This window comes from Bradyrhizobium sp. HKCCYLRH1030, assembly GCF_051168395.1.
In the GTDB taxonomy this organism is placed as follows: Bacteria; Pseudomonadota; Alphaproteobacteria; order Rhizobiales; family Xanthobacteraceae; genus Bradyrhizobium.
Window position 1 is genome coordinate 38,622 of sequence record NZ_JBNPUY010000017.1, and the last position, 22,791, is coordinate 61,412.

Annotated in this window: 18 protein-coding genes and 1 pseudogene; 8 read left to right on the forward strand and 11 right to left on the reverse strand. The window is 66.1% G+C overall.

The genetic code is table 11. The features are described from left to right. Positions 1-32 precede the first annotated feature (32 nt). The 3 genes from ACQR1E_RS31935 to ACQR1E_RS31945 all read right to left on the reverse strand — a co-directional run bounded on the left by ACQR1E_RS31935 (position 33) and on the right by ACQR1E_RS31945 (position 3,628). Positions 33-2,048: an acetyl/propionyl/methylcrotonyl-CoA carboxylase subunit alpha gene (locus ACQR1E_RS31935; protein WP_315717707.1), complete on the reverse strand. Its 2,016-nt coding sequence runs from the start codon at positions 2,046-2,048 to the stop codon at positions 33-35. Positions 2,049-2,204: 156 nt separating this feature from the next. Next, positions 2,205-2,432 (reverse strand): hypothetical protein, encoded by a 228-nt coding sequence (locus tag ACQR1E_RS31940; protein ID WP_315717706.1) that lies wholly within the window; start codon positions 2,430-2,432, stop codon positions 2,205-2,207. Positions 2,433-2,500: 68 nt separating this feature from the next. Further along, positions 2,501-3,628 (reverse strand): zinc-binding metallopeptidase family protein, encoded by a 1,128-nt coding sequence (locus tag ACQR1E_RS31945; RefSeq protein WP_316175952.1) that lies wholly within the window; start codon positions 3,626-3,628, stop codon positions 2,501-2,503. Positions 3,629-3,854: 226 nt separating this feature from the next. On the opposite strand from ACQR1E_RS31945, the gene ACQR1E_RS31950 reads away from it, so the two are divergent. From ACQR1E_RS31950 to ACQR1E_RS31960, 3 genes are all read left to right on the forward strand, one after another. Then, positions 3,855-6,320 carry a PAS domain-containing protein gene (locus ACQR1E_RS31950; protein WP_434898004.1) on the forward strand — a complete coding sequence of 822 codons (2,466 nt, stop codon included), beginning with the start codon at positions 3,855-3,857 and terminating at the stop codon, positions 6,318-6,320. A gap of 116 nt (positions 6,321-6,436) precedes the next feature. Beyond that, positions 6,437-7,717, forward strand: a complete 1,281-nt coding sequence (locus ACQR1E_RS31955; protein ID WP_434898005.1) for an MFS transporter — start codon at positions 6,437-6,439, stop codon at positions 7,715-7,717. Positions 7,718-7,739: 22 nt separating this feature from the next. Beyond that, entirely contained in the window at positions 7,740-8,990 is a 1,251-nt protein-coding gene (locus ACQR1E_RS31960; RefSeq protein ID WP_434898006.1) for an arsenic transporter, read from the forward strand. A 47-nt stretch (positions 8,991-9,037) separates the two neighbouring features. Here ACQR1E_RS31960 and ACQR1E_RS31965 read toward each other — a convergent pair whose 3' ends face one another. Beyond that, positions 9,038-10,162 (reverse strand): FAD-dependent oxidoreductase, encoded by a 1,125-nt coding sequence (locus tag ACQR1E_RS31965; RefSeq protein ID WP_434898007.1) that lies wholly within the window; start codon positions 10,160-10,162, stop codon positions 9,038-9,040. An 81-nt stretch (positions 10,163-10,243) separates the two neighbouring features. Between ACQR1E_RS31965 and ACQR1E_RS31970 the strand changes: the two genes are divergently transcribed. Beyond that, a complete protein-coding gene (locus ACQR1E_RS31970; protein ID WP_434898008.1) occupies positions 10,244-10,915 on the forward strand; it encodes a TetR/AcrR family transcriptional regulator in 672 nt (223 codons plus the stop codon). A 184-nt stretch (positions 10,916-11,099) separates the two neighbouring features. Here the strand turns inward: ACQR1E_RS31970 and ACQR1E_RS31975 are convergent, their stop codons facing one another. After that, a complete protein-coding gene (locus ACQR1E_RS31975) occupies positions 11,100-11,594 on the reverse strand; it encodes a ferritin-like domain-containing protein (RefSeq protein ID WP_315776574.1) in 495 nt (164 codons plus the stop codon). 204 nt (positions 11,595-11,798) lie between these two features. On the opposite strand from ACQR1E_RS31975, the gene ACQR1E_RS31980 reads away from it, so the two are divergent. Beyond that, positions 11,799-13,655, forward strand: a complete 1,857-nt coding sequence (locus ACQR1E_RS31980; RefSeq protein WP_316165046.1) for an alkaline phosphatase family protein — start codon at positions 11,799-11,801, stop codon at positions 13,653-13,655. Positions 13,656-13,984: 329 nt separating this feature from the next. Here the strand turns inward: ACQR1E_RS31980 and ACQR1E_RS31985 are convergent, their stop codons facing one another. Then, complete coding sequence (locus ACQR1E_RS31985; RefSeq protein ID WP_315827866.1) at positions 13,985-14,713, reverse strand: hypothetical protein; 729 nt, start codon at positions 14,711-14,713, stop codon at positions 13,985-13,987. A gap of 196 nt (positions 14,714-14,909) precedes the next feature. Next, positions 14,910-15,479, reverse strand: a complete 570-nt coding sequence (locus ACQR1E_RS31990; RefSeq protein ID WP_315717695.1) for a hypothetical protein — start codon at positions 15,477-15,479, stop codon at positions 14,910-14,912. A gap of 365 nt (positions 15,480-15,844) precedes the next feature. Here ACQR1E_RS31990 and ACQR1E_RS31995 point away from each other — a divergent pair, with 365 nt between their 5' ends. Next, complete coding sequence (locus tag ACQR1E_RS31995) at positions 15,845-16,504, forward strand: peroxiredoxin (RefSeq protein ID WP_315717694.1); 660 nt, start codon at positions 15,845-15,847, stop codon at positions 16,502-16,504. A gap of 108 nt (positions 16,505-16,612) precedes the next feature. Here the strand turns inward: ACQR1E_RS31995 and ACQR1E_RS32000 are convergent, their stop codons facing one another. From ACQR1E_RS32000 to ACQR1E_RS32010, 3 genes are all read right to left on the reverse strand, one after another. After that, complete coding sequence (locus ACQR1E_RS32000) at positions 16,613-17,014, reverse strand: DUF2177 family protein (RefSeq protein ID WP_434898009.1); 402 nt, start codon at positions 17,012-17,014, stop codon at positions 16,613-16,615. Positions 17,015-17,086: 72 nt separating this feature from the next. Further along, positions 17,087-19,054, reverse strand: a complete 1,968-nt coding sequence (locus tag ACQR1E_RS32005; protein WP_316170840.1) for a DEAD/DEAH box helicase — start codon at positions 19,052-19,054, stop codon at positions 17,087-17,089. A 180-nt stretch (positions 19,055-19,234) separates the two neighbouring features. Then, positions 19,235-19,741 carry a Spy/CpxP family protein refolding chaperone gene (locus ACQR1E_RS32010; RefSeq protein WP_316175958.1) on the reverse strand — a complete coding sequence of 169 codons (507 nt, stop codon included), beginning with the start codon at positions 19,739-19,741 and terminating at the stop codon, positions 19,235-19,237. Here ACQR1E_RS32010 and ACQR1E_RS32015 point away from each other — a divergent pair. Continuing rightward, positions 19,740-20,363: a hypothetical protein gene (locus ACQR1E_RS32015; RefSeq protein WP_316203030.1), complete on the forward strand. Its 624-nt coding sequence runs from the start codon at positions 19,740-19,742 to the stop codon at positions 20,361-20,363. The two genes, ACQR1E_RS32010 and ACQR1E_RS32015, sit on opposite strands and share 2 nt — an antisense overlap. Positions 20,364-20,905: 542 nt before the next feature. Next, positions 20,906-21,055 (forward strand): annotated as a pseudogene (locus ACQR1E_RS32020) (C4-dicarboxylate ABC transporter permease); the annotation flags it as partial. A 9-nt stretch (positions 21,056-21,064) separates the two neighbouring features. On the opposite strand, the gene ACQR1E_RS32025 reads toward ACQR1E_RS32020, so the two are convergent. Beyond that, positions 21,065-22,768: a methyl-accepting chemotaxis protein gene (locus tag ACQR1E_RS32025; protein ID WP_315717688.1), complete on the reverse strand. Its 1,704-nt coding sequence runs from the start codon at positions 22,766-22,768 to the stop codon at positions 21,065-21,067. Positions 22,769-22,791 lie beyond the last annotated feature (23 nt).

Below are 22,791 nucleotides of genomic sequence, written 5' to 3' on the forward strand. Positions count from 1 at the left end.
CGCTTCGTTCGCAACGACGTCGACTTCTGAGCTTACGCAAACTCCAGGATCAGCGCGTCCACCGCGAGCGTAGCGCCGGCTGTCGCGTGGATCTTCTTCACCGTACCGTCCTGCTCGGCGCGCAGCACGTTTTGCATCTTCATGGCTTCGACCACGGCGAGCGTCTCGCCGGCCTTGACCTCCTGCCCTTCGGTCACGGCGATCGAGACCACGAGGCCGGGCATCGGGCACAGGAGCTTCTTGCCGCTATCACCTGCGGTGACGACCGGCATCAGCCGCGCCGCGGTCGCCTCGGCTTCCGTGTAGACGTAGACCGGCGCTTCGACGCCCTGATGCGCGAGCCGCACACCGTTCGCAATGAGGCGCGTCTGAACTGCGATGGCCGCGCCATCGATGGTGCCGTGCCAGACCGCATCGCCCGGTTTCCAGTCCGACACCAACTGATGCGCCGGACCGACCTTGCCGTCGGCCCCGACGAAGCGGACCGTGATCGCGCCGTTCTCCCTGGTGATGTCGAGCAGGATCTCGTCACGCCCGAGCCACACCGCGCGGCGGCCCTGTCGCTTCACAGGCCGGCCGATCATCTGCTGCGAGATCTGCCGCTTGCGCTCGCCGAGCACGTGGTCGATCGCAGCACCCACCGCCGCCAGCCGGCGCGCGATCTCGCCTTCCGGCGCACGCGCGGCAAAGCCCTTGGGAAACTCCTCGGCGATGAAGCCGGTCGACAGCCGGCCCTCGCGCCAGCGCGGATGGTTCATCAGCGCCGACAGGAACGGGATGTTGTGGCGGATGCCGTCGACATAGAACGCATCGAGCGCGGTCGACTGCGCCTCGATCGCGGCAGCCCGCGACTCCGCATGGGTGACGAGCTTGGCGATCATCGGATCGTAATAGATCGAGATCTCGCCGCCCTCCTGCACGCCGGTGTCGTTGCGCACGGTGATGCCGTCAGCCTTGCTCTCGGCCGGCGGGCGATACTTCACGAGGCGGCCGATCGACGGCAGGAAGCTGCGGAACGGATCTTCCGCATAGACGCGCGATTCCACCGCCCAGCCGGTCAGCGTCACGTCCTTCTGCGCAAGCGAAAGCTTCTCGCCGGCGGCGACGCGGATCATCTGCTCGACGAGATCGATACCGGTGACGAGCTCGGTCACGGGATGCTCGACCTGCAGGCGGGTGTTCATCTCGAGGAAGTAGAAGCTCTTGTCCTGGCCGGCGACGAACTCGACGGTGCCGGCGGAGTCGTAGTTCACGGCCTTGGCGAGCGCGACCGCCTGCTCGCCCATCTTGCGCCGCGTCTCCTCATCGAGCAGCGGCGACGGCGCCTCCTCGATGACCTTCTGGTTGCGGCGCTGGATCGAGCATTCGCGCTCGCCGAGATAGATCACGTTGCCATGCTTGTCGCCGAGCACCTGGATCTCGATGTGGCGGGGATCGACGATGAACTTCTCGATGAAGACGCGATCGTCGCCGAACGAAGCCTTGGCCTCGGCCTTGGCGAGATTGAAACCCTCGGCGACCTCGGCGGTCGAACGCGCGATGCGCATGCCCTTGCCGCCGCCGCCGGCGGAGGCCTTGATCATCACGGGGTAGCCGATCTCGTCGGCGATGCGCACGGCGTGCTTGTCGTCCTCGATGACGCCGAGGAAGCCGGGCACGGTCGAGACCTTGGCCTTGGCGGCCGCCTTCTTGGATTCGATCTTGTCGCCCATGGCGGCGATGGCGCCGGGATTGGGGCCGATGAAGACAATGCCGGCCTCGGCCAATGCCCGCGGGAAAGCCTCGCGCTCGGACAGGAAGCCGTAGCCCGGATGCACCGCCTCGGCGCCGGTCTTGCGGCAGGCCTCGACGATGCGGTCGATCAGGAGATAGCTCTCGGCGGCGGCGGGCGGGCCGATCAGCACGGCGTCATCGGCCATCTCGACATGAAGCGCATCGCGGTCGGCTTCCGAATAGACCGCAACGGTTCGGATTCCCATGCGGCGGGCGGTCTTGATGACCCGGCAGGCGATCTCGCCGCGGTTCGCGATCAGAATGGTTTTGAACATTTCTTGCTTGATACCTTTGGGCGGGCTCCCCGCTCGTGGCACAGGCGTAACACCGCGAGCTTGACCGGTTCGTCTATACCAAAATCGCCCGCGCGCAACCCGCCTCGCGTTCCGCCCCTGCCGTTCGGCGAGGCATGCCAGCCGTGTCCCCTGCCGTCAGCCGGAATAGCTGTGGAAACGTCCGCGGGCATAGGCGTGCGACACCGCCTTCATCAGCTCGCCGACCTCGGTCTCGAGGAAATCGTTCGCAACGATCAGGGCACGAATGGCCGCCCGCGGATCGCCTTCGCAGGCAGCGATGGCCTCGTCCACGGCGGCCTCCAGCGCGAGGTCTTCGCCGTCCGCGGCTTGAGCATCGGTCTTGGATTGCGATCTGGGCTGCATGCGCGATGACGGTCCTCGCTCCGGTCACGCCTTCATGTTCACTTTATGTTCTCAAGAGTCAAGGCGGATCACGCGGCCCCGATCTCTTCCTGCTGCGGCTCGGCCTGTGGCTTTTCGGGAGCCAGAGCGACAGACTCTTGCTGTGCACCCTGCCGCACCAGGCGGTGGATGAAGCCCAGCTTGCCGATGACCGGCGGCGTCAGGATGAAAGGATAGAGATCCCGCGCGCCCATCGCTCGCGCGACGCTGTTCATCGCAAAGGTGAACGGCAGCCAGGCGTTGACGATGGTGTCGAAGTCCTCCGCGACGTACGGATCGAAGGTGACACGCGCCGTCAGCCCGCCGATCTGGTCGGCGGGCGGATCGATCTCGATACCGAACTCGGAGGCCATCTCCAGCGTATCGACGATGTGGAGGTAGTGCGCCCAGGTCTCGGCAAAATCCTCCCACGGATGTGTGGTGGCGTAGGCCGAAACGAAATTGTCCTGCCAGTCCACCGGCGGCCCCTGATCGTAATGCCGCCTCAGCGCCGCGCCGTAGTCCTGGGTATCGTCGCCGAACATGGCCCGGCATTCCTCGAGCCTGCCGGCATCGCGCACCAGCACGTCCCAGAAGTAGTGCCCGACCTCGTGGCGAAAATGACCGAGCAAGGTCCGGTACGGCTCGCCCATTTCGAGCCGGCGCCGCTCGCGCTCGAAATCGTCGGCCTCGGCCAGAGCGATGGTGATGAGGCCGTTGTCGTGGCCGGTCAGGACCTTCTGCTGACCGGCGGGGTCATCGGCAAGGAAGTTGAAGATCAACCCGTGCCCGGGATCCTCGATCCGTGTCTTCACAGGGAGTTTCCAGCGGATCAGCGAATAGAACAGCCGGTGCTTGGCCACCTCCAGCTCTCGCCATCCGGCGAGTTGCGCGGGATCAGACAGATTGGGAATCGTACCATTGTGCCGGCAGGCGCGGCAGAAGCCCGAAGTCTCGCCGATCTCGAGCAGCCAGTTGCAGGCGTCGTGCTCGGCATTGGCGCAGAAGAAGCGCCCCGTCCCGTGGTCGGCGAGCGTCCGAAAGCCCTCCTCCGCCGGCTCGATCGCCGACAGGATCTGGCGCTCCGGCATGAAGGCGAGGCGGTGGCCGCAGCGCCCGCAGCTGCGATTCTCGAAATACAGGATGTTCTTGCAGGCCTGACAGACGAAGAGCTTCACAGCGTGGACCTTCGTGTTGCGGTGTTCAGGGCCTGACGACGCACGACAGTAACAGTCCGTTCCGGGAGCACGGAACTTTTTATCTGCCCTCACGTTCACGTCATGCCGGCGTTTGCCCGCCATAATCTCTGGTCAGTTTGCTTTCCTTGGTCCCAATGTCGCCACGCTTCCGAACACCCGCGATGGAATGCTCGGGCGACTGCTCGCCACATCAGTGCAGGTCAGCATGAACAGCGCGGATGCGCCCAGAGACGAAGTGAGGCCGGAGGCTGCCGCCGATGCGCTGCGCCAGCATATCGAGGAGATTGCGCGCGATCGCGATGAGGCCTATCGCGCGCTGCAGGAACGCGAGGCGGAGCTCGCGCGCATCCAGCGGATCGCCCGGGTCGGCGGCGTCGAGGTCGACCTGCGCGAAGGCTACCGCAACCGCCGCTCCCCCGAATACCTGATCATTCACGGCCTGCCGCCGGAGGCTGTCCACGAGACTCACGAAGACTGGGTCAGACGCGTGCATCCCGACGACCGCGTCAAGGCCGAGCAGGACTTCATTGCTGCAGTCAAGAGTAAGCAGGAGGACTACACCACCGAATACCGCATCATCCGTCCCAGCGACGGCGAGATCCGCTGGGTCCGCGTCATCGCCCGCATCGAGCGTGACTGGAACGGCCGCGCGATCCGTCTGGTCGGCGCGCATATCGATGTCACCGACCAGATGCTGGCGCAAGCCAAGCTGCGCGAGAGCGAGGAACGCTTCCGGCTGATCGCCGACAGCGCGCCGGTGCCGATCTGGGTGACGAAGCTCGACCGCACCCGCTCCTTCGTCAATCGCGCCTATATCGATTTCCTCGGCATGCCGCCTGACGAGGCGCTGGCCTTCGACTGGCGCAAGGTGCTGCATCCCGAGGACCTTCCGCGTATCCTCGAGCAGCAGCAGTCGGGAGAGCGCTCGCTGAAGCCGTTCTTCCTCGAGGCACGCTACCGGCGCGCCGACGGGGAATGGCGCTGGCTGCGATCGGAATCGCAGCCGCGCTGGGATGCGAACGGCAAACATGTCGGTTTCATCGGCGTCGCTCACGACGTCACGGCCGCCAAGCAGGCCGAGATCGAGCTGCGCCGCATCAACGAGACCCTCGAAGAGCGGATCAGGGAGCGCACCGCCCAGCTCGAGGCCAATGAAGCGCGCATGCGCGCGATCTTCGACACCAGCAATCAGTATCAGGCCATCCTCGACGTCGAGGGCCGCGTGATGCATGCCAACCGCATCGCGGTCGCCGGCATGCGCGCCGGTGAAGTGAACGTCATCGGCCAGCCGCTCTGGGATGCGCCCTGGTTCACCCATACGCCGGGCGTGACCGAGATGCTGCGCAAGGCGTTCGCCCGCGTGCTCGCCGGCGAGAGCTTTCGGACCGAGATGCGGCTCGACTTCGCCAGCGGCCAGCGGCATTTCGAGCTTTCGATGCGGCCGCTGTTCGACCAGCATGATGTTGTGACCGGCGCGGTCGCCGAGGCGATCGACGTGACCGAGCGCATCCAGGGTGAGGAGCTGTTGCGGCAGTCGCAGAAGATGGAGGCGATCGGCCAGCTCACCGGCGGCGTCGCACACGACTTCAACAACCTGCTCACCATCATCCGCTCGGCCACCGACTTCCTGCGCCGCCGCGATCTTCCCGAGGAGCGACGCCGGCGCTATGTCGATGCGATCTCGGAGACGGTGGAGCGCGCCTCGAAGCTGACCGCGCAGCTCCTGGCCTTCGCGCGGCGACAACCCTTGACGCCGCAGGTGTTCAATGTTGGCGAGCAGGTCGAGAGCGTCGTGCAACTGATCCGTCCTCTCGTCGGCAGCCGCATCCAGATCGAGCTCGCGGTCACGGACAGCGGGCTGTTCACCCTCGCCGACGTCGCGCAATTCCAGACCGCGCTCATCAATCTCGCCGTCAATGCGCGCGACGCCATGAACGGTGAAGGACATCTGAAGATCGGCGTGCAGCGGACCGAGAGCATCCCGGCCTTGCGTGGCCAGAGCACCCGGCCCGGTGCCTTCATCGCGATTTCGGTCGCCGACACGGGGGGCGGCATCGCGCCTCAACATCTCAACGCAATCTTCGAACCCTTCTTCACCACCAAGGAGGTCGGCAAGGGCACGGGTCTCGGCCTCAGCCAGGCGTTCGGCTTCGCCAAGCAGTCCGAAGGCGACATCGCGGTCGACAGCCGCATCGGCGACGGCGCGACCTTCACGATCTATCTGCCGCAGGCCACGGCTCCGCAATCCGGCACGGAAGCCGGCTCCGCGCGCATCGAGCCGGCGACCATCGGGCGCGGCTACCGCGTGCTCGTGGTCGAGGACAATGACGAGGTGGGGCAGTTCTCGACCGAGCTGCTCGAGGATCTCGGCTATGTGACGCGCCGCGTCGCCAATGCCGCCGATGCGCTGGCAATCCTGGCGAACGACGAATTCGCGGTCGACCTCGTGTTCTCCGACGTCATCATGCCCGGCATCAACGGCCTGGAGCTTGCCGGCATCATCCGCGACCGCTATCCCGGCCTGCCGGTGGTGCTGACATCCGGCTACAGCCACGTGCTCGCGGAGAATGCCCATCACGGCTTCGAGCTGATCAAGAAGCCCTATTCGGTGGAGTCGCTGTCGCGCATCCTGCGCAAGGCAATGGCCGAAAAGGCGCCGCTGCCGCGCTGAGTAGTGCGCGCTCCGCGCCCCGGAATGCCACGTGGACGGAGTGGGTCACACCGAGGGCCCTGCGGAACCAAATGGCGTACACCGCTGTTGCGATGGATCACGAGCAACGAGGCGGCATGGCGGACTTCGATAGCGGCAAGGACCTGGCCCGCGCCGGCCATGCACTCGACGCCACCAATTTCTTCCTGGCCGATGTGCGTGACGGGCTCGGCCCTTATCTCGCGATCTATCTCCTGACCGAGCAGAAATGGGACGAGGCCTCGATCGGCGTCGTGATGTCGCTCGCGACGATCGCGGGCATCGTCGCGCAGACGCCCGCCGGCGCGCTGGTCGACGCCACCAGGGCAAAACGGCTGGTCATGATATCAGCCGCGATCGTCGTCACGGCCGCTTCGCTGCTGTTACCTCTCATGACCAGCTTCTGGCCGGTCGCGATCTCACAGAGCATCGCCAATGCCGCCGGCGTGATCTTCGCGCCGGCGATCGCCGCGGTGTCGCTCGGGATCGTCGGCGCCAAAGCCTTCACCGCGCGGGTCGGCCGCAACGAGTCCTTCAACCATGCCGGCAATACGGTCGGCGCCGTCATCGCCGGCGCTGCCGCCTACGCGCTCGGACCGTCGGCGGTGTTCTATCTGATGGCGGTGACGTCGGCCGGCAGCCTCATCAGCGTGCTCGCCATCCCCGAGCGCGCCATCGACCATGACGTCGCGCGCGGACTGGCGCATCAGGCGGAGGGCAATCGCCCGAAGCGGGGCGAGCAGCCCTCGGGCCTCAGCATTCTCCTGACCTGCCGTCCGCTGCTGATCTTCGCGGTCTGCGTCGCGCTGTTTCACCTCGCCAACGCCGCCATGCTGCCGCTGGTCGGCCAGAAGCTGGCGCTGCAGGACAAGAATCTCGGCACCAGCCTGATGTCGGCCTGCATCGCCGCGGCCCAGCTCGTGATGGTACCGATGGCGCTGCTGGTCGGCGCCCGCGCCGACCGCTGGGGCCACAAGCGGTTCTTCCTGGCGGCGCTGCTGATCCTGCCGCTGCGCGCGGTGCTCTATACGCTATCGGACGACAAGGCGTGGCTGGTCGGCGTGCAGCTGCTGGACGGCGCCGGCGCCGGCATCTTCGGCGCGATCATGCCGGTGATCGTCGCGGACCTGATGCGCGGCACCGGACGCTTCAACATTGCGCAGGGCGCTGTGATCACAGCGCAGAGCATTGGCGCGGCGCTGTCGACCGCGCTGGCGGGCCTGGTCGTCGTCCATGGCGGCTACAGCGCCGCATTCCTAGTGCTCGGCGCGGCGGCCGCGCTCGCCGTGATCGTATGCTGGCTGCTGCTTCCCGAGACCGGTGGAGCAGAGGCCGCGCACCCGAATGCGGCGCCCTCGCCCGCTATCCCCGCCGAATGATTTGCTCTATCGATCCCTGATCATGTCCCTGCACGATACCTGGCTCGCCTACGCCATCATCATTCCCGCCACCGCTGGCGTCATCATCCGCCCCTTCCGGCTGCCCGAGGCCGTGTGGGCCGTCGCCGGCGCGATCCTGCTGGTCGCGCTCGGCCTGCTGCCTGTCGCTGAAGCGCTCACCGGCATCCGCAAGGGCGTCGACGTCTATCTGTTCCTGATCGGCATGATGCTGATTGCCGAGCTGGCGCGCCGCGAGGGCCTGTTCGACTATCTGGCGGCCTATGCGGTGGAGCATGCGCGCGGCTCGCCGCAGCTCCTGTTCCTGCTGGTCTATGCGGTCGGCACCCTGGTCACCGTGCTGCTCTCCAACGATGCCACCGCGATCGTGCTGACGCCGGCCGTCTATGCCGCCACCCGCGCCGCCGGCGCCTCGCCGCTGCCCTATCTGTACGTCTGCGCCTTCATCGCCAATGCCGCGAGCTTCGTGCTGCCGATCTCCAATCCGGCCAATCTGGTCGTGTTCGGCGAACGCATGCCGCATCTCACCGAATGGCTGCGCCAGTTCACCCTGCCCTCGATGGCCGCGATCGCCCTGACCTTTGTCGCGCTATGGCTGACCCAGCGCCGCGCGCTCCGTGAGGAGACGCTGCGCACCGATGTCGAGAAACCGCACCTGAGCCGCGAGGGTCGGCTTGCCGCGTTCGGGATCGGCGCCATCGCAGCGGTGCTGCTGACTGCCTCGGCGCTCGACGTGCAACTGGGCCTGCCGACCTTCGTCTGTGGCGTGGTCACGGCGACCGCGATCCTGCTGGTCAGCCGGCAATCGCCTTGGCCGACCATCAAAGGTGTGTCCTGGGGCGTGCTGCCCCTGGTCGCCGGCCTGTTCGTGATGGTCGAGGGTCTGAATCGCGCCGGAGCGATCGGCCAGCTCAGCGCCTGGCTGCATCAGGGCGTGGCCGGCTCGCCCGTCGGTACGGCCTGGGCGGCCGGCCTGATCACTGCGGTGGCCGACAACATTGCCAACAATCTTCCGGTGGGACTGGTCGCCGGCTCGGTCGCCGCCAGCGACCACCTGCCGCATGAGGTCATCCGCGCGATTTTGATCGGCGTCGATCTCGGCCCCAACATCTCGGTGACCGGCTCGCTCGCCACCATCCTGTGGCTGACCGCCTTGCGGCGCGAAAAGATCGAAGTGTCAGCTTGGCAGTTTCTCAAGGTTGGACTTGTGGCAACGCCGCCAGCGCTGATCGCGGCGCTGGCCGCAGCGATCTGACATCGATGTGATGGCGGTGGGCACGGTGACGAAGGCGGGAGCCCGCCCTACCTCTCCAGGGCACCGTTGAAGAAGTCGACGAGCCCGAATGGTGCGCTGTCGCCGAGGCAGAGCTTGAGGATTTGATGCGCGCCTGCGGCCGCCGACGAGCTGCGCGGGAATAGCGCTGCTTCGTAGATGGCGAGTGCCGCTTCGATGTCGCCGGGGTGGGCAGCGATCGCCTTGCCGAGCTCGGCGCCGTCGAACATCGCCAGGTTCGCGCCCTCGCCCGCCGGCGGCGCCAGGTGCGCGGCATCACCGAGAAGCGTCACCCCAGGCACACGGTCCCACCGATGGTCGTTCGGAAGCGTGTGGATCATGCGCGGGACCGGCGGGGTTTCGCCGTCGGTGATCAGCGCGGTGAGCGCAGGCGCCCATCCGTCGAACTCGGCCGCGATCTGGGCCGTCGCGGCGGCAGCGTCCGTGAAGTCGATGCCGGCGATCCACGCGGCGGAGCGGTTCAGCGCGACGTAGGCGTGAAGAACGCTTCCCGTCTCACGGTGGGCGAAGATCCCCTGTCCCGGAGCGAGCGCGAACAATGCGCCGCCGCCGACCGCCTCGGCCGCCGCGGTGTGCCGCTCGTCGGCGTCATGCAGGTAGGTCTCAATGAACGTCGTGCCGACATATTCCGGCTTGGCGGCCGACAACAGCGGCCGAACCTTCGACCAGGCGCCGTCGGCGCCGACCAGGAGGCTCGTGACCACGCTCGACCCGTCCGCGAATCTCAGTTCATGCCTGTGGTCGCCGAGGGGCACGGCGCCGGTCAGCTTCTTGCCCCACCGGATCGTCTCATCTGGAAGGGAATCGAGAAGAAGCCGCCGCAGATCGCCGCGCAACACCTCGGGGCGTCGACCGTCATCGGCCTGTGCTAGCAGCACCGTGCCATGCGGGTCGAGCACGCGCGAAGCCGCGCCGCCGTCATGGATGATCGCACGGAACGCGTCGATGAGGCCGGCGTCTGCGAGGGCACGTTGCCCGTCGTGCTCGTGAATATCGAGCTGGCCGCCTTGCGTCCGAGCTTCCGCGGACGGCTCCGCCTCATAGATCGTCGCCGGGACGCCGTGGACATGGAGGACGCGTGCGAGCGTGAGGCCACCGAGGCCCGCACCGACGATCGTGACGGGTGTCGTCATCATCTGCCTTTCAACCGGCCTGGAACACCGTTCCACAAAACCGGATTGGAACAACGTTCCAATCATGTCAAGATGATGGTCATGGCGACCAGATCAATACGGACGGAACGGCGCGCGGACGCGCTCTCGAAGGAGAAGATCGTCGAGGCGGCGATCGAGATCCTGGACGCCGGCGGCGAAAGCGCTCTGACCTTCCGCGCGCTCGCGGCTCGGCTGGCAACCGGGAGCGGGGCGATCTACTGGCACGTCGCCAACAAGAGCGACTTGCTCGCAGCGGCCACCGATGACGTCATTGCCCGCGTCATGACCGGTGTCGGCGGCGATGCCGAGCCGCGACAGGTAATCCGTGCCGTTGCGCTCGGGGTGTTCGATGCAATCGACGCCCACCCCTGGGTGGGCGCCCAGCTTTTCCGTGAACCGTGGCGGTCCGCGGTGCTGCAGATCGTCGAAAGCGTCGGCGGACGGCTCCAGACGCTCGGTGTCCCCGAAAGAGCCCTGTTCGATGCCGCGTCTGCGCTCGTGAACTACATCCTCGGCGTGGCCGGGCAGAACGCCGCGAACGCCCGCCTGCTGCCGCGCGAGACGGACCGCGCGGCGTTCCTCGGATCGGTCGCCGCGCAATGGGCGCAGCTCGATTCCGCCAAGTACCCGTTCGCCCATCGCGTGGCGACGGACCTGCGCGAGCACGACGACCGCGCGCAGTTTCTTGCCGGCATCGACCTCATCCTGGCCGGGATCGGAACCATCCGATAGGCAGCGACCGACTTGCAGCCCCTGCTTCGTCAGAACGCAGGGAAAGACGCAACCGGCGGGAGAAGATCGAGGTCGGCACCTTGGCAGGCCCCAACCAGCCTCCAAAGGTGCGACTCGTGACGACGCCGCCGGCGCTGGTGGCACGCTGGCGGCGGCGTTGTGGTCACGACGATCGACCTGACGATCAGGCCGCAGCTTCGTAGTTGACCGCGGTCTCAGCGATCTTGGTCAGCGTCTCGTCGGTCTTCCGCTCTTCATTCAGCGTCTGGTCGAGCAGCTTGGCGGCTTTCGGCAGGTTGAGCTTGAGGGCCCAGGCCTTCAGGGTGCCATAGCGCGACATCTCGTAGTGCTCGACCGCCTGCGCTGCAGCAAGAAGGCCGGCGTCGAGCGCCTGTGTCCCCTTGTACTCGTCCATGATCTCCTTGCCCTCGTCGATGATGCCCTCGATCGCATCGCACTTCTTGCCGCGGGCGGGCTTGCCGATCAGCTCGAAAATCTGCTCGAGCCGCTCGATCTGGCCTTCGGTCTCCTCCTGGTGCTTCTCGAACGCCGCCGCCAGCTTCTCCGACTGCGCCGCCTTGGCCATTTTCGGCAGCGTCTTCAGGATCTGCTTCTCGGCGTAGTAGATGTCCTTGAGGGTATCGAGGAAGAGCTCGTTGAGGTCTTTGTCGGCAGGCATGGTGTGCTCCTGTTGATTGTGAGCCGACAACCAGAAAGCCATACCCTAGTTCCTGCCACCGACGAGCCCGCCGCAAGAAAATCCTGCCCGGAGCGCTGCCGGCGGCCTCCGAGCCTCTTGTAACAAAACTGTCACCCGGCAAAACTAAAGCTCTTCCCTGCGGCGAGACGCCGCGATTCCGCCGATTGCCTTCAGGAGTTTTCAATGCGCCGCCCGCTCGTGCTGCTGTGCGCCGGACTGACCTTGCTGTCGTCCGGAGCCGCATTTGCGCAGAACGCCACCCCCCATAATCTCATCCTGTTCATTCCCGACGGCCTGCGTGCGCTCAAGGTGACGCCGGAGACCGCCCCGGCCATGGCCGCCGTCCGCGACAAGGGCGTCAACTTCAAGAATTCGCACTCGCTGTTTCCGACCTTCACGATGGCCAACGGCTCGGCCATGGCGACCGGCCATTATCTCGGCGACACCGGCACATTCTCGAACACGATCTTCACGGGCTACACCTCGGCGCCGGCCGGCGATACCGTCGTGCCCTTCATCGAGAACGACGCCGTGCTCGGCGACATCGACGAGCATTTCAACGGCGACTACCTCAACGAGGACACGATCCTGAAGCTTGCCCGCAAGGCCGGTTACTCGACCGCCGCGATCGGCAAGCTCGGCCCGACCTATCTGTTCGACCACACCGGCTGCCCTTGCAAGCCCGGCGCGACCTCCTCGATCGTGATCGACGACTCCACCGGCAACAAGAATGGCGTGCCGGTGACCGACGAGGTCAAGGACGCCATGACCAAGGCCGGCCTGCCGCTGGCGACGCCGTCGCGCGGCGACAACGGAAAGGCGGGCGACGCCAAGACGCCAGGCACGACCTCGGCCAACGTCGCGCAGCAGGCCTACATGGTCGACGTCGCCACCAAGGCGGTGCTGCCGATGTTCAAGGCCCGCAACAAGCCGTTCGTTCTGGTGTTCTGGTCGCGCGACCCGGACGGCAGCCAGCACAATCACGGCGACAGCCTCAACACCATCACGCCGGGCATCAACGGCCCGACCTCGATGGCCGGCATCAGGAATGCCGACGACAATCTGGCGGCGCTGCGCAAGGCGCTCGACGATCTCGGGCTTGCCGCCTCGACCAACATCATGGTCCAGGCCGACCACGGCTTCTCGACCATCTCCAAGGAGAGCAAGACGAGCCCGTCGGCCAAGGTCGGCTACGACGACACGCCGAAGGATTTCCTGCCGATGGGCTTCCTGGCGATCGACCTCGCCAAGGCGCTCGATCTGCCGCTGTTCGATCCCAACGACAAGAACGCGGCCGTATCTGAGGGCAAGCACCCGAAGGCCGGCAACGGCGTGCTCGGCAAGGATCCTGCCAAGCCCGACCTCGTCGTCGCCACGAATGGCGGCTCCGACCTGATCTATCTGCCCAACAACGACAGGAAGCTCGCCCGCCGTACCGTCAAGGCGCTGCTGGCGCAGGACTACGTCTCCGGCATCTTCGTCGACGACAAGCTCGGCGAGATTCCCGGCACGCTGCCGCTGTCGCGGATCAACCTGCAGGGCAAGGCGGTGACGCCGCACCCGGCGATCGTGGTCAATTTCCGCTCCTACGTCGCGCCGGACTGCGACCAGCCGTCCAACTGCCAGGTCGAGGTCGCCGACACCGTGCTGCGCCAGGGCCAGGGCATGCATGGCTCGTTCGGCCGCGGCGACACCTACAACTTCATGGCGGCCATCGGACCCGACTTCAAGGCTGGCTTCGTCGATCCCCTGCCCGTCAGCAATGCCGATGTCGGCATCACCGCGGCGAAGCTGCTCGACCTCAAGGTCGCGCCGAAGGGCAAGCTGATCGGCCGCATCATGACCGAGGCGATGCCGAACGGCACAACGCCCAAGGCGACGTCGGACGTCATCAAGTCGGACCCGGCCGCCGGCGGCCTGCGGACCGTGCTGAAGCTGCAGCGCGTCGGCACCCAGCGCTATTTCGACGTCGCCGGCTTCCCCGGCCGCACCGTGGGCCTGGACGAGGAAGCGCCGAAGCAGAAGGCGGCGGCGAAGTAGTCAGGCGTTGCGACGCCCGTCCAAGACCAAAAGACTTAGTGCCCCGTGAAAGCGGGGCATTCTTGTTTGCTAGGTCAAAGGCTCCTTCCGCCTTGCAAATTCGCATTGGCACTAGACGACCGTTTCCAAAGTCCTGGCCATATTGATATGGACGTGCAGACCCCCGCTGTCATCGTCCGCGAAGGCGGACGATCCAGTACGCCGTGACGTCTCGGTTCAATATCTTCTGCCGCGGACTACTGGATGCTCCACCTTCGCGGAGCATGACAGCCGTGGAGACGGCGAGAGCTCAACCCAGCAACCACCGTCGGTTCTAAGGAAACACTCGTCTAGCCAGACGCACGGACAGCTATCGTGGTCCGCATGCGCTGCAGTCTGAGCGCAACGAACGAGAAGCCGATCATCAGTCCCGCTGCGAGCGCGCCGGCCGCAGCAAATAGGAAGTACTCCGGAATCATGAGCATCTCGATTGCATAATCATAGTGCTGGCGACTCGCAGTTGCCGTGATGATGTCCCATTCGCGATGCACGGCCGCGACAAAGCTGCCGAGATAGCCGCCCGCGGCCCCGGTCCAGACAAACGCGATCGTGTTGAGCCGATAGAGCCACGCCAGACAAATGGCGACAGACATGATCGCAATCACGATCGCGATGTAGGGCTGCCATTCGAACCCGGATGTCCACTCGAGCATGAGGTATGTCGCCAGGGCAGCAGCAGCGAGCGACAGCAACATTAGCACCACCGAGTGCAAACTCCGCAAACGATCGATGAGACCTCGATCGTTCGAGGTCTGTAAGCCCCAGCGCGCCAGAATAAGCCTCACCTGTGCGGCGCAAATCCCTCCTAAGATTTCCAGCACAAGATCGCCAGAGAACGCGAAGTCCCGCGCGACCGCGAACCAGGCTCCCTTGAGATTCCACAACAGCCATAGTTGGAACAGGATCGGCGCGAACGCGCTCAGGAGCACCCGCGGAACGTAACGCCTGTTCCAGATGTAGGGCAGCGCACATACGAAGCCAAAAAGCCAAGCTTCGAGGCTTCGGATCACGATCTCCACGATATCCCCCGATCTGCGCAATCACGGCAGGTGCACCGGCGCCAGCGGAGTATTTCAATGCCACCGGTCCGCCTCGTCAAGCAGCGGGTCTGCGCCTACAGGAGCCGACGCACGCCACGCATACGCCGAAAAGAAAAGAGCGCGATGATGTCATCGCGCTCCTCGAACTCGGTCTCGTGGATGAGGCGTGCTGCGCTTACATCCCGATGTCGATCATCGACGGCAGTTGCGCCAGCGGCAGCACGGTGACGCCGACGAGCGTCGCGACCATGGCTCTCAGGACGCGGTTGCCCTGGCGCTTGCCGCGCATCTGCTTGGCGACCCATTCCAGCACGTCGGTGCGGACGCCGCGCGCATTGGCCGGCGCCCAGCTCGCGATGTCGGTCTCGGCGGCCAGCGCGACGCTGCGCGGCGGCACCGGCAGGCCGGATGCGGAGGCGGTGTGATGCGCAATCGCCTTGGCGAGCAGGTCCTCGAACCGGCCGTTATCGTTGCGTTCGGTCGCGGCCTGGTCGATCGCGAACAGGGCCTCGGCTTCGGCACGGCTCACCGGGGCATCGTTCACCGCAGCGGCGGTGAGGATGCGCACGCACCAGGCGACGTCGTCGGCATCGAGCACCCGGGAGAAATGCACGCGTCCCGCGGTGGTCGGACCCTCACCGGTGATCACGCCGTCGCGCACGATGCCGAGCGCGAAAGCAGCGGTCTCACAGGAGGACGGTTCGAGACCATCGATGCCGATGGTTTTTGGTGCAGAGGTAGCCATGTTCTCTTCTCAGTTGCTGTGTTGACCCACCTTGTCGGCGCGCGTCTGAACGAGTGGTTAACGGTTCGAAACGCTGCTGTGGGTTTTTGTATCGGTTGCCGATTTGCCGCAGTGACCTCGATCACGGTTCAATGCCGAGGGCCGTCAGGGGGCGGCGTGTTGCGACCGCCAGATGGCGAAATCTGGGCAACCGGTCGTCTCACGGATGTTTCGTCGCAGCCCGGGAACTCAAAAGAAGTTGTTGGCTCCGTGAGTTCCAGAGAAATCTTTTTCTCTTTCTCGTGAGACAGTTCCCTTGAGGAGCAGTATTTCCTATAGTGTTTAGAAGAATTTATTTCCGCCACTGCAATGAATTGAGGACTGCCATGGCTCTCCAGATCGGCTCCACTGCCCCGGACTTCGAGGCGCAAACCACCGAAGGCAAGATCAAATTCCACGACTGGATCGGCGACAGCTGGGCCCTCTTGTTCTCGCATCCGAAGGATTTCACCCCGGTCTGCACCACCGAGCTCGGCGCGCTGGCGCGGCTGAAACCGGAGTTCGACAAGCGCGGCGTCAAACTGATGGGCCTGTCGGTCGACCCGGTGGAGAACCACGCCAAGTGGTCCGAGGACATTCGCGAGACGCAGGGTGCCGCGCCGAACTACCCGATGATCGGCGACACCGACTACAACGTCTCCAAGCTCTACGACATGCTGCCGGCGGCGATCTCCGGGGATCCGTCCAAGCGCAGCGCGGCCGACAACCAGACCGTCCGCAACGTCTTCATCATCGGGCCCGACAAGAAGATCAAGCTGATCCTGGTCTACCCGATGACCACCGGGCGCAACTTCCAGGAAATTCTCCGCGTCATCGACTCGCTGCAGCTCACCTCCAAGCATCGCGTCGCCACCCCCGCCGACTGGAAGCAGGGTGAGGACGTCATCATCGCCGGCTCGGTGTCCGACGACGAGGCCAAGACGATCTATCCGAACGGCTGGAAGGCGCCGAAGCCGTATCTGCGCGTGGTGCCGCAGCCGAAGTGACGGCGGCAAACGACGTTTAACGACGTCATCCCGGGACGCCTCGCAGAGGCGGACCCGGGATCTCGATAGACTGGGCTCGAACTCTGAGCGCTTCGGGCCGACGCCACTTCAGCCCCGTGGCGTCGCCCAGTCCGCGATCAGCAGCCCGATTGTCGCCGACACCGCAGTGACGAACACGCCCCAGCTGATGTCGACCGCCACCACCGCCCAGGTCCATTGCTTGAGCATCGCCAGCGACGTCAGCTCGAAGGTCGCGTAGCAGAACAGCCCGAACAGCGCGCCGTAGAGCAAGGTCGAGCGCCATGTCGCGTCGGCCGTCCCGCTGACGAAGATCAGCACGCCCACGACATAGAGCAGATAGAACAGCACCGCCGGCACGGGGCGGATCTCGCCCAGCATCTCGCCGACCTGCGACTGGAAGAAGCCCCTGGCGACGACGCTCAGGAACGGGATGTCGAAGCCGAGCAGCACGGCCAGTGTCGCGAAATACAGAACGGCGTACCGGCTCATGCGCGGCTCCTCCCTGGTAGCTCACCTGCCGATCACGCGGAGCGACGGCAGCCCCCGCCCGGGCCGGGCCGATCAGCCGCGGCGCTTGGCCTTGGCCTTCTTTCCACCCGGCGCCTTGGCCCGCGAGGGTCTGTCTGAATACGTCTGTCCGCCGTGGCTGGACTTGTCGCGATGCTGCTTTTTGTTCGCGAACGCCGGCTGTTGGCCGGGTTTCGCCGGCCCCTCGCGATGCGGCTTGCCACGCGGCTTGGCGTCCCTGCCCCCGCGCGGCTCATCGCGCTGCAGCGGATGGTAGGCCGTCTCGTCCGCCTCGCGCCGCGGCGGCCGCTTGTCGGCGCGCGGCTTGTCCGGCGAGGCCTGCCCCGAGGGCGCGCCCGCCAGCGGCTCGATCCGGATATTGTCCTCCTTGTCGGGACGGCGGATGTTCGCAGTGAAAGCGTCGGCGACGCGCGCGGCGATCTCGAACTCGGTCGTCGTGTCCTGGATCTTGATGGCGCCGATGTCGTGCTTGTCGATGCCGCCGCGGCGGCAGATCATCGGCAGCAGCCAGCGCGCTTCCGCATTCTTCCTGCGCCCGATCGCCGCCCGGAACCAGACGCTCGGCTCGCCCATGCCGTGGCGCGCCGACGGCTTTCCTGTCTTCGTTCGGGGCGCCGGCGGCCGCTCCTCGCCGCGCGCCGGCCTGGCGGTGTCGCGACCGCGATCCTCCCGCGCACGGCCGCGATCCTGACCCGGATCCAGAATGTCCTCGGGTGACGGCAGCCGCGCGCGATAGAGCCGCGCCAATGCGGCGGCGATGTCCTCGGCCGACCGCTCCGCCAGCAGCGCCTGCGCGAGCGCCAGATCCTCCGCCGTCGTCTCCTCGGTGAACACCTGGTCGTGGAGCATGCGCTCCTGATCGAGCTTGCGGATCTCATCAGCTTGCGGCGCCGCGCCCCACGCGGCCTCGATGCCGGCGAGGTTCAGCAGCGTTTCCGCCCGCCGCCGCCGCGCCGGCGGCACCAGCAGCACGCTCACGCCCTTGCGGCCGGCGCGGCCGGTGCGGCCCGAGCGATGCTGCATCACCTCGGGATCGTTCGGCAGCTCGGCGTGGACCACAAGGTCGAGCTTGGCGAGATCGATGCCGCGTGCTGCGACGTCGGTTGCCACGCACACCCGCGCGCGCCCGTCGCGCAGCGACTGCAGCGCCGTGGTTCGCTCGTTCTGGGTCAGCTCACCCGACAGCGCGACGACGGAAAAGCCGCGTTCCAGCAGCGCCGCCTGCAGATGGCGCACCTTCTCGCGGGTGTTGCAGAATACGATCGCGCTCGGCGACTCGTAGAAGCGCAGCACGTTGACGACCGCGTGCTCGACATCGTCGGCGGCGATGCGGATGGCGCGGTACTCGATGTCGGCATGCCCGCCTTCGTCGCCCTCGACCTCGATCCGGAACGCGTCGTCCTGATACTGCTTGGCCAGCGCCACGATGCCGCGCGGGAAGGTCGCCGAGAACAGCAGGGTCCGGCGCGTTTCCGGCGTGGTCTCGAGGATGAACTCGAGGTCCTCGCGAAAGCCGAGATTGAGCATCTCGTCGGCCTCGTCGAGCACCACGGCCTTCAATTCCGAGATGTCGAGACGCCCGCGCCGCAGATGGTCGCACAGCCGCCCGGGCGTGCCGACCACGATATGGGCGCCCGCCTCGAGCTCGCGCTGCTCGCGGCGCGGATCCATGCCGCCGACGCACGAGACGACGCGCGCGCCGGCGTGCTGATAGAGCCATGCGAGCTCGCGCTGCACCTGCAAAGCAAGCTCGCGCGTCGGCGCCACGATCAGCGCCAGCGGCGCGGTCGCCCGCGCAAACCGCTCGGCCTCGCCGAGCAGGTTCTTCGCAAGCGCCAGCCCATAGGCCACGGTCTTGCCCGAGCCGGTCTGCGCCGAAACCAACAGGTCACGGTCGACAGCGTCATGTGCAAGCACGGCGAGCTGTACGGGCGTCGGAGTCTCATAATTGCGCTCGGCCAGGGCGCGGGCGAGCGGCGGATTCGTCGTGGGAAAGGACAAGTGACGGGAAACCTCGTTTCGATCCGGCTGCTTTACGCCATGCCGCGCCGGAACACGAGGGCCGTGAACGGTCAAATGCCGTCCTGCTCAGTGCGCCCAGCCCGCCCGGACGACACCGATGGTCGACGGCCGCGCGGCCGGGAAGGCGAGACGCGCGGCCACTGCCGCGCCAGGTCTCGGCTACTCGTCGCTCCACGGCCAATGCCAGTGATGCCAGCCCCAGTTGCGCGGACCGCTGGCGTCCATGGCCGCCTTCTGCTTGTCATCGAGCGAGTCGTACAGCGCCTGAAACGCCGGGCGGACGATCTTGATCGCCTGCTGCATCGTGTCGAGGCGCTGCTCCGCCAGTGCGAGGCGGTCGGTCGCCTTGACCGGCGGCGTCGCCGGGCAGTCCTTCGTGATCAGCTCCGCGGCCTTGGCCGATGCCGCCTTGAGATCATCGAGCCGCGCCCGCTGCGTGTCGTTCGGCTTGATGGCGGCCTCGATCTGCGACATCCGCCATTCGGCAAATCCGGCCATGCGGGGATTGCACAGGAAGCCGAAGCCCCGACCGCCCATCATCCCCGGCCCCATCATCATGCCGGGGCCCCACCCTGGTCCGCCCGCGCCCGGCTGGGCAACGCCCGGTGCGGCGGTGACGGTCACGATTGCGGCCGCGAAGACCAGCGCGCGTGGATCTAATCGCATGGCAGAACTCCTTGACGTGGCACCGATGAGTTTGCGCAAACTAAGCGCGCGGCGAGCTTTCGTGCTTGAGCAAGATCAACGGATCACTGCAGAGCCATGGCGAATTGAGGAGATGACAACGATACGCAGCTATCGCTGGATATGGACATCGGCGGTCGCATCGGGCTGCGGGACGCTGGCGCATATCGGCCTGATGGAGCTCAAGAGCCGGCTTCACCTGTTGCCGCAGTTCGATCCCGCCACGGCGCTTCTCGACACGCTCTCGCCCCTGTTCGCCGGAGCGATGCATGATGGGGCGCCGCTGTGGTTGCTCTCGCAGCTCAACGGAGCCTTCCTGATCGGCCTGCTGTTCGGGCGCTTCTTCCACCGCCTGCCCGGCGGCAGCGGTGTCGCCAAAGGCTTCCTGCTCGGGCTCGCCGGCTGGTTGCTGCTCGGAATCGGGTTGTTTCCCGCCATCGGCCTTGGACCGTTCGCAACGTCGCTCGGCCTGGGCGCCGGCCCGGCGCTGTTTTCGCTGGCGATGGTCGAGGCGTATAGCGTCGTGCTGGGCGCCGTGTATGCGGCCCTGCAGAGACCGGATCAGAAGATCGAGCCTGGCCGCGGAGACAGCAATCACACCTGACCGCCGCCGGGAGGTCGTCCGGCCAATTTCGAAAAGGCCGAATTTTTCTCTTTCGTTTTCTCGTAAATCGTGTATGATCCGCGTCGTCCTGCCCCATGCAGAGGGACGTACGCGTCGTCACGAACGTCGGTGCGGGATGCGGTGGCCGCGAACCATGCCGGACGCGCGTTTCGCGCAGACGACCGGCATGATCGCGGACGTGAAGTCGCAGCGTCCTGACACCCCGAAGCTGGTGTCACGTTCGCGACGGCGCTAGCGCGCCGCGCGGATCATGGTGGCCAACACGCCCGGCGCACCAGGGAGACTGCGTATAAGCGTGAAGACATCGCGCAGGGAATGCCGGTTGATCGGCTTTGCCTGTGGTACCTGCCGCCTGCATTTTTTTCGCAGGCGGGCCATGGGTGAGGCCTTCACCCGGCATTCCCTGCGCCCTCTCGTTTTGCAGAGGGTAAACAGGCCGCAGAACTCGGGCTGCTCATGCCGCGGGAATGCGAGGTCATGTCTTGAGACGCTTGCGCAGATCTCTGTTGTCGTCCCGGGCACTGTTCGTGATCCAGGGCCTGACGGAGGACGGTCTCGGCTACATCGCGCGCGTGACCGCCCCCTACCTCCTCATCATGATCGGCTTCGTGCTTCTGCTCACGCTGTTTCCGGGCATCGTGACCATCCTGCCACGATTGCTCTACGGGTGAGCAGCCGTGTCAGGCCGCGCGCATGCCGTCGAGGAACTTCTGCACCTCGGCCTTCAGCCGCAGGCTCTCGCCGGACAGCGCCTGGGCCGAGGCGAACATCCGGTTGGAGCTTTCGCCGGTCTCGCCTGCCCCGCGCGCCGCGCTGCGGATGTTCTCGACGACCTCTGCGGTGCCGGTTGCGGCCGAGCGGACGCTCTGGGTGATGTTCTGCGTAGCGGCGCGCTGCTGTTCGACGGCGGCGGAGATCGAGGCGGCGATCCCGTTGATGCGCTCGATGGTCGAGCCGATTGCCTTGATGGCGTCGACCGATTCCTGGGTCACGGTCTGCATGTTGGCGATCTGGCTGGAGATCTCCTCCGTCGCCTTGGCGGTCTGGCCGGCCAGGGTCTTGACCTCCTGAGCGACCACCGCGAAGCCGCGGCCGGCATCGCCAGCACGGGCGGCCTCGATGGTGGCGTTGAGCGCCAGCAGGTTGGTCTGCTCGGCGATCGAGGTGATCAGCTTGACGACGTCGCCGATGCGGTTGCCGGCGTCGGACAGCTCCTTGATGCGCTGGTCGGTCGCGGTCGCCTGGTTGACCGCCTCGGCGGCGATGGCGTTGGACTCCTGCACGCGGCGGATGATCTCGGCGATCGAGCCGGACAGCTCGTCCGAGGCAGCAGCCGCAGTGCGGACGTGCTCGGATGCGGTCTCCGACGCGCCGGCCGAGTGGCCGGACAGGTCGGCGGTGGTCCGCGCCGTCTGGGTGAGCTGGCGCGCCTCGCGCTCGAACTCGCCCGACGAGGTCAAGACGTTCTCGATGATGCCGCCGATGCTGGCCTGGAACGAATCGACGAAACGCTGCAGCTCGGCCTTGCGCTGCTCGACAGCCGCTGCGGCCGCAGCGGTCTGCTCCTCGCGCATCCGGCGCCGCTCGCTCGCGGCACTGCGGAACACGACAAGGCTGCGGGCGATCTCACCGATCTCGTCGCTGCGGTCATCGGACTTGATCGCAACGTCCTCGCGGCCCTCGGCGATGGCGGTGAGCGCGTCGGTCACCGCGGCGAGAGGCTTGGTGACGCGGCGAACCGCCAGCATGGTCAAGCCAAGCACCAGCAGCGCGGCGATCGCAGCGGCGACGACCATGGTCCGCATCGCCTGCGACAGCATGGCGTCGAGCTCGGCCATGGGCACGCCGACATAGAGAATGCCGATCACCTTTCCAGCCGGATTGGTGACAGGAAAATAAGCGGTCATGAACGACTTGCCGAACAGCGTCGCGGGGCCCTTGTAGGCCTCGCCGCGGCGCAGCAGCGCCTGCGCCGGATGATCCGCGGCAAGCTGGGTGCCCACGGCGCGGTCGCCATTCTCCTTCTTCACATTGGTCGAGCGGCGGACGAACTGGCCGCTGTCATCAACCACGAACAGCGTGGCGCTGCCGCCGACATAGGACACCGCGCGATCGACGATCGCGTGATCCTTGATCTCGGGAATCGCCGGAATCTCGATGCGCGTAACGACGCCGTTCTGCACGCTGACTTTCGCGTCGCCGAACGTTTCGGTGAACGTCAGCGCGAAGGTGCGCAGATTGCCTTCGATGTCGCGTTTGGCGCGATCCGTGAAATCGGAGGACAGCGACCAGTACGCCGCGCCGACCACGAGAGCTGTGTTCAGGGCGATCACGACAACGGCGCCAATCAGCGCCTTGGTGCCGAGCTTCAATTTGACGGACACGAGATAAACCTTCCAGGGGAACT